This is a genomic window from Intestinirhabdus alba (assembly GCF_009711095.1).
Taxonomy (GTDB): Bacteria; Pseudomonadota; Gammaproteobacteria; order Enterobacterales; family Enterobacteriaceae; genus Intestinirhabdus; species Intestinirhabdus alba.
The window spans coordinates 69,071-75,472 of record NZ_WMJZ01000023.1 but is presented as its reverse complement, the minus strand read 5'-3'; the positions used below and the strand labels follow the sequence as shown (position 1 = coordinate 75,472).

Genomic DNA, 6,402 nt, shown 5'->3' with positions numbered 1-6,402 from the left:
CCGATAGTACCGACGTTAACGTGCGGTTTTGTACGTTCAAATTTTTCTTTAGACACGGCTATATTCCTTACTATAGTGCTCTCCCCTCTGGAGAGAGCACGGGACTTAGGTTTTAATCCTGTGGATTATTTACCACGGGCTTCAATAACGGCCTGAGCAACGTTGTTCGGCGCATCATCATACTTCAGGAATTCCATGGTATATGATGCACGACCTTTGGTCAGAGAACGCAGCTGAGTTGCATATCCGAACATTTCAGACAGCGGAACTTCAGCGTGGATCTTCACGCCGGTCACTTCAGATTCCTGACCGCGCAGCATACCGCGACGACGGCTCAGGTCACCGATAACGTCACCGGTGTTCTCTTCCGGCGTTTCTACCTCAACCTTCATGATTGGCTCAAGCAGAACAGGTTTTGCTTTCTTAAAGCCATCTTTAAAGGCGATAGACGCAGCCAGTTTAAACGCCAGTTCAGAGGAGTCAACGTCGTGGTAAGAACCGAAGTGCAGACGGACACCCATGTCAACAACCGGATAACCAGCCAGCGGACCTGCTTTCATCTGTTCCTGGATACCTTTATCAACGGCCGGGATGTATTCACCAGGGATTACACCACCTTTAATGTCGTTGACGAACTCATAGCCTTTCGGGTTAGAGCCCGGCTCCAGCGGGTACATGTCGATAACAACATGACCGTACTGACCGCGACCACCAGACTGCTTGGCGTGTTTACCTTCGATATCGGTAACTTTCGCGCGAATCGCTTCGCGGTAAGCAACCTGAGGTTTACCGACGTTCGCTTCAACGTTGAATTCACGCTTCATACGGTCAACGATGATATCGAGGTGCAGTTCACCCATACCGGCGATAATGGTCTGGTTAGATTCTTCGTCAGTCCATACGCGGAAAGACGGGTCTTCTTTAGCCAGACGACCCAGAGCCAGACCCATTTTTTCCTGGTCAGCTTTGGTTTTCGGTTCTACGGCGATGGAGATTACCGGCTCAGGGAATTCCATACGCTCCAGAATGATCGGATGATCCGGATCGCACAGGGTATCACCTGTGGTCACGTCTTTCAGACCGATTGCCGCAGCGATGTCGCCCGCACGAACTTCTTTGATCTCTTCACGCTTGTTAGCGTGCATCTGAACGATACGACCGAAACGTTCGCGCGCAGATTTCACAGAGTTCAGTACGGTATCACCCGAGTTAACCACGCCGGAGTACACGCGGAAGAAGGTCAGGTTACCCACGAACGGGTCAGTCGCGATTTTGAACGCCAGTGCAGAGAAAGGCTCATCATCGCTGGCATGACGCTCAGCCGGAGTATCTTTACCGTCGTCCAGGATGCCGTTGATCGCCGGTACATCAACCGGAGATGGCAGGTAATCAATTACCGCATCCAGCATCGCCTGAACACCTTTGTTCTTAAACGCAGAACCACAGGTAATCAGGATGATTTCGTTATTCAGAACGCGCTGACGCAGCGCTTTCTTGATCTCTTCTTCCGTCAGCTCTTCGCCGCCGAGGTATTTCTCCATCAGCTCTTCTGAAGCTTCTGCCGCGGACTCGATCAGATTCTGGTGCCATTCATCAGCCAGTTCCTGCATGTCAGCCGGGATGTCTTCGTATTCGAAGGTGACACCCTGGTCCGCATCGTTCCAGTTGATGGCTTTCATTTTCACCAGATCGATAACGCCGGTGAACGCATCTTCAGCACCAATCGCCAGCTGCAGCGGAACCGGGTTCGCGCCCAGACGGGATTTGATCTGACCAACAACCTTCAGGAAGTTCGCACCCATGCGGTCCATTTTGTTAACGAACGCAATGCGCGGAACTTTATATTTGTTTGCCTGACGCCATACGGTTTCAGACTGCGGCTGAACACCACCAACTGCGCAGTAAACCATTACCGCACCATCGAGAACACGCATGGAACGTTCTACTTCGATAGTGAAGTCAACGTGCCCCGGGGTGTCGATGATGTTTACGCGGTGCGGTTCATACTGCTTAGCCATACCAGACCAGAATGCAGTAGTCGCTGCGGAGGTGATGGTGATACCACGCTCCTGCTCCTGCTCCATCCAGTCCATGGTCGCCGCGCCGTCATGAACTTCACCGATTTTATGGTTTACACCGGTGTAGAACAGAATACGTTCGGTGGTAGTGGTTTTACCGGCGTCGATGTGCGCACTGATACCGATATTACGGTAGCGTGCGATGGGTGTTGTACGAGCCATTTGATTCCTCGTTTATCTTTTAGGCGTTCAATTTAAGTAGCCCAAAGCGGGCTGCTTACTGGAAGCGCCCGCCTGGTGACTAAAATTCCGAAGGGATTACCAACGGTAGTGTGCGAACGCCTTGTTGGCTTCGGCCATACGGTGAACGTCTTCACGTTTCTTAACTGCAGTACCTTTGTTGTCTGCAGCATCAGTGAGTTCGTTCGCCAGGCGCAGAGCCATGGATTTATCACCGCGTTTACGAGCAGCTTCAACGATCCAACGCATTGCCAGAGCATTACGACGAACCGGACGGACTTCAACCGGAACCTGATAAGTAGAACCACCAACGCGGCGAGACTTCACTTCGACAGTCGGGCGCACGTTTTCGAGGGCTACTTCGAAAGCTTCCAGTTCAGATTTACCAGAACGCTGAGCCAGGGTCTCCAGCGCGCTGTATACGATAGTTTCTGCAGTAGATTTTTTACCATCTACCATCAGGATGTTCACAAATTTAGCCAGCAGTTCCGATCCGAACTTCGGATCCGGCAGAATTTTACGCTGACCAATGACGCGACGACGTGGCATGGAAATACTCCGTTGTTAATTCAGGATTGTCCAAAACTCTACGAGTTTAGTTTGACATTTATGTTAAAACGTTTGGCCTTACTTAACGGAGAACCATTAAGCCTTAGGACGCTTCACGCCATACTTGGAGCGAGCCTGCTTACGGTCTTTAACGCCGGAGCAGTCAAGCGCACCGCGGACGGTGTGGTAACGAACACCCGGAAGGTCTTTTACACGACCGCCGCGGATCAGGATCACGGAGTGCTCCTGCAGGTTGTGACCTTCACCACCGATGTAGGAAGTCACTTCGAAACCGTTAGTCAGACGAACACGGCATACTTTACGCAGTGCAGAGTTCGGTTTTTTAGGAGTGGTAGTATATACACGAGTACATACGCCACGTTTTTGCGGGCATGCTTCCAGCGCAGGCACGTTGCTCTTTGCAACTTTGCGGGCGCGTGGTTTGCGTACCAGCTGGTTAACTGTTGCCATTAAATAGCTCCTGGTTTTAGCTTTTGCTTCGTAAACACGTAATAAAACGTCCTCATACAATATGAGGACGCCGAATTTTAGGGCGGTGTCGAAAAGGTGTCAAGAAATATACAACGATCCCACGGTCACCAGGCCAGCTGGCTGGAATGCTCCACCGTCAGCCTGACAAAGTCAGTATAGCTAACCCTGACCACGCTGTCTGAAATTTGACCCGTTAAGCCGCGGGCTTCAACATCTTCCTGCAGGGCGTATACCTTAATGGGGGCACCGCGCAGAATTTCAAGGAAACGGCCGCCTTCAACGGCGGCGGTAACGCCGTCCTGCAGCAGCAGCAGCGCATCCCCCTCCTTAACCAGACGCAGAAGAGACCCGATATCGGTAAGCCACGCGGAGCGGTGTAAGGTATGCAGCATAACGGCCTCAGAATCGTAAAATAACGTCGTAATGATCAAGTTCGCGGCGCAGGGCGTCCGGCTCCAGCGGCGTCGCATCAATCACCAGCTCAACGCCAGGATCCAGACCGCGCTCGCGCAGCGAAGCGGCGCAAATCCAGCGCTGTTCGATATCGTACAACCCAAGCAGTTTAAAGGTGGCGATGTAGTCCCGCGCCAGCACCGCGCCTGGCTTTTGCCCCGCCAGCAGTTGCAAGACGCCGTCGCCGATAAAAAATACGCCGGGGCTGTCCGTCAGGGCGGAGGTCGCCAGCAGCGCATCCAGCCCTTCCCGGCCCGACGCGCTGCCGTGCGGCGCGGTGGAGAAGATAAATGCAATACGCTTCATTAAAACTGCACCATTCGGTCGCAGGTCAGCGAGGCTTCCGCCAGCGCGCCCAGCCCGCTGAGCGTAAAGCCCGGCTGCAGGTTAACGCAGCTCAGCCCCTGCCGCTCCGCTTCGGTTTCATCAATCACGCCGCGGCGCAGCGCCGCAGCCACGCAGATATTCAGCGCCACGCCGTGGTCAGCGCCCAGCTGTTGCCAGGCGCGCACCAGATCGAACTCATCGCTGGCCGGCGAAGTCAGAAGATTGGCGTTGTACACCCCTTCCCGATAAAAGAAGACGCTGCTGAGCTGGTGGCCTTCAGCGATCAGCGCCCGGGCAAACTGCAGCGCGCTGCTCGCCTGCTGGGTGCCGTAGGCCGGGCCGGTAACCATAATGGTGAAACGCATTACTTATCCTGCCCCTGCACGTCACCGCTTTTGAACTGACGAATATAGAGGTAGACCGTATGCCTGGAGATATTCAGTCTGTCCGCCACCTGGCTGATGGCATCTTTGATATCGAAGATACCCTTCTCGTGAAGATTGAGCACGATCTGGCGATTCTTGGCGTTATTGGACACGGAGCGATCGGCGTTGACCTCCTCAATGGTGTACTCCAGCGTCTGGGTCACCAGATCTTCCACAGAAGAGGCAAAATTGACCGAGGAGCCGACGTCGGGAGTATCCGGCGGAATAAAGGTATTCATAATCTGCGAGAACGGCACATCAAGGTTCATATTGATACACAGCAGGCCGATAACACGCTGTTCGCGGTTACGAATCGCGATGGTCACAGATTTCATCAGAACGCCGCTTTTCGCGCGGGTAAAATAGCACTTCGATACGCTGCTGTCGGCACCGGTCATATCGTGCAGCATCCGTAGCGCAAGGTCAGTAATCGGCGAGCCGATTTTTCGGCCCGTGTGTTCACCGTTAGCGATACGAATAGCCGAACATTTTAGATCCTGTAAAGAGTGCAGTACGATTTCACAATGGGAACCAATAAGCATCGCTAACCCGTCCACTACCGCTTCGTAGGATTTCAGAATATCAAAGTCGGTCTGTTCGAAAGGACGCTGATCCAGCAAATCAAGCTCACTGGTTTCGTTGGTTAAAAGCGACCTGGACATGAAAAAAAACACTCCTTTTCAGGAGCCTGTCGGTAGGTTTTCAGGGCAGGCTCATTATATTTACGCGGATAACTAAATTAATACAGCGGGGGTTACCCTTTCCAGCATTAATTTACTCGACATACGGCAGGTCCCGCGCGTTGGCTAACTTCATCCGACCCGGCCTGCGGCCCTGTTCTTCAGGGGCCGATACCGATAGTTGAGATCTCTCCGGCCTGCATAAAAAAACGCCGCCCGGTGAGGCGGCGGCAGTGCATTTTTACTTTTTAGCCGCCCCGGCGGCTTTAGCATTTGGTTTTTCCGGAGCCGGGGCATCGGCTTTCGGCGGCTGCTTAATATCCAGCAGCTCTACGTCAAAGACCAGCGTGGCATTAGCCGGAATCCCCTGAACGCCGGTTTTACCGTACGCCAGCTCCGGTGGGATCACCAGCTTGATCTTACCGCCCTTCTTGATTTTCTTCAGGCCTTCGGTCCAGCCGGGGATCACGCCTTCGAGACGGAAGGAGAGCGGCTCTCCGCGCGAGTAGGAGTTGTCAAACTCTTTGCCGTCGATCAGCGTACCTTTGTAGTTAACCACCACGGTGTCGCCATCTTTCGGCGCTTCACCCGTCCCGGGCCGGTCGATCTTATAAAGCAGGCCGGTGGAAGAGGTTTTAACGTCCTTCTCTTTGGCAAACTCAGCGCGGTATGCTTTACCTTTGGCCTCGTTGTCAGCCGCATCTTTTTCCATCTTAGCCTGGGCGGCGGTCTTCACGCGCGTTTCAAACGCCTGCAGCGTCTGTTCGATCTCCTGATCGGACAGCTTGCTCTTATCGGCAAACGCGTCCTGAACGCCTGCGATCAGCTGTGCTTTGTCCAGCTTAATGCCCAGCACTTCCTGCTCTTTCAGGGAGTTTTCCATATAACGGCCCAGCGAAGCGCCCAGTGCGTAAGCCGACTTTTGATCGTCGTTCTTAAACGCAGCCTTGCTATCAGCGGCCGGTTTTGCCGTCTCGGCGGCGGCGAAGGACATCGGTGCGTGCAGCGCAACGGCCATAGTGGTCGCCAGCAGCGTTACTCTAAACAATGATTTCATCCATATCTCCAGGGTCGGGGCACCTCGCCCCAGGGTTAGCTTAAATTCAGAAGCGTACTATAAACGATGCAGTATAAATCAACATCCGAACACGCCCTAATATCACTTTTTTTAGGACTCTTTTTGTTTAAACAAGTTTCGATACGGACAAATGTGGGCTG

At 53.3% G+C, this 6,402-nt stretch carries 8 protein-coding genes; all 8 read right to left on the bottom strand.

Annotation, left to right across the window (positions count from 1 at the left end; genetic code table 11):
* Positions 1-125: 125 nt before the first annotated feature.
* The 8 genes from fusA to fkpA all read right to left on the bottom strand — a co-directional run bounded on the left by fusA (position 126) and on the right by fkpA (position 6,241).
* Positions 126-2,240 (bottom strand): elongation factor G, encoded by a 2,115-nt coding sequence (fusA, locus tag GJV78_RS16200; RefSeq protein ID WP_155109305.1) that lies wholly within the window; start codon positions 2,238-2,240, stop codon positions 126-128.
* A 96-nt stretch (positions 2,241-2,336) separates the two neighbouring features.
* A complete protein-coding gene (gene rpsG, locus GJV78_RS16195) occupies positions 2,337-2,807 on the bottom strand; it encodes a 30S ribosomal protein S7 (RefSeq protein ID WP_002920113.1) in 471 nt (156 codons plus the stop codon).
* A 96-nt stretch (positions 2,808-2,903) separates the two neighbouring features.
* Entirely contained in the window at positions 2,904-3,278 is a 375-nt protein-coding gene (rpsL, locus tag GJV78_RS16190) for a 30S ribosomal protein S12 (protein ID WP_000246815.1), read from the bottom strand.
* A 125-nt stretch (positions 3,279-3,403) separates the two neighbouring features.
* Positions 3,404-3,691, bottom strand: coding sequence for a sulfurtransferase complex subunit TusB (gene tusB, locus GJV78_RS16185; protein ID WP_155109304.1), 288 nt, complete (start codon positions 3,689-3,691; stop codon positions 3,404-3,406).
* A gap of 7 nt (positions 3,692-3,698) precedes the next feature.
* Positions 3,699-4,058 carry a sulfurtransferase complex subunit TusC gene (gene tusC / locus GJV78_RS16180; protein WP_155109303.1) on the bottom strand — a complete coding sequence of 120 codons (360 nt, stop codon included), beginning with the start codon at positions 4,056-4,058 and terminating at the stop codon, positions 3,699-3,701.
* Entirely contained in the window at positions 4,058-4,444 is a 387-nt protein-coding gene (gene tusD, locus GJV78_RS16175; RefSeq protein ID WP_155109302.1) for a sulfurtransferase complex subunit TusD, read from the bottom strand. The genes tusC and tusD overlap by 1 nt, the downstream gene beginning before the upstream one ends.
* On the bottom strand, positions 4,444-5,166 hold the full coding sequence (locus GJV78_RS16170; protein WP_155109301.1) for a helix-turn-helix transcriptional regulator: 723 nt from the start codon (positions 5,164-5,166) through the stop codon (positions 4,444-4,446). The genes tusD and GJV78_RS16170 overlap by 1 nt, the downstream gene beginning before the upstream one ends.
* Positions 5,167-5,425: 259 nt before the next feature.
* Positions 5,426-6,241 carry an FKBP-type peptidyl-prolyl cis-trans isomerase gene (gene fkpA / locus GJV78_RS16165; protein ID WP_155109300.1) on the bottom strand — a complete coding sequence of 272 codons (816 nt, stop codon included), beginning with the start codon at positions 6,239-6,241 and terminating at the stop codon, positions 5,426-5,428.
* Between the last annotated feature and the right edge of the window lie 161 nt (positions 6,242-6,402).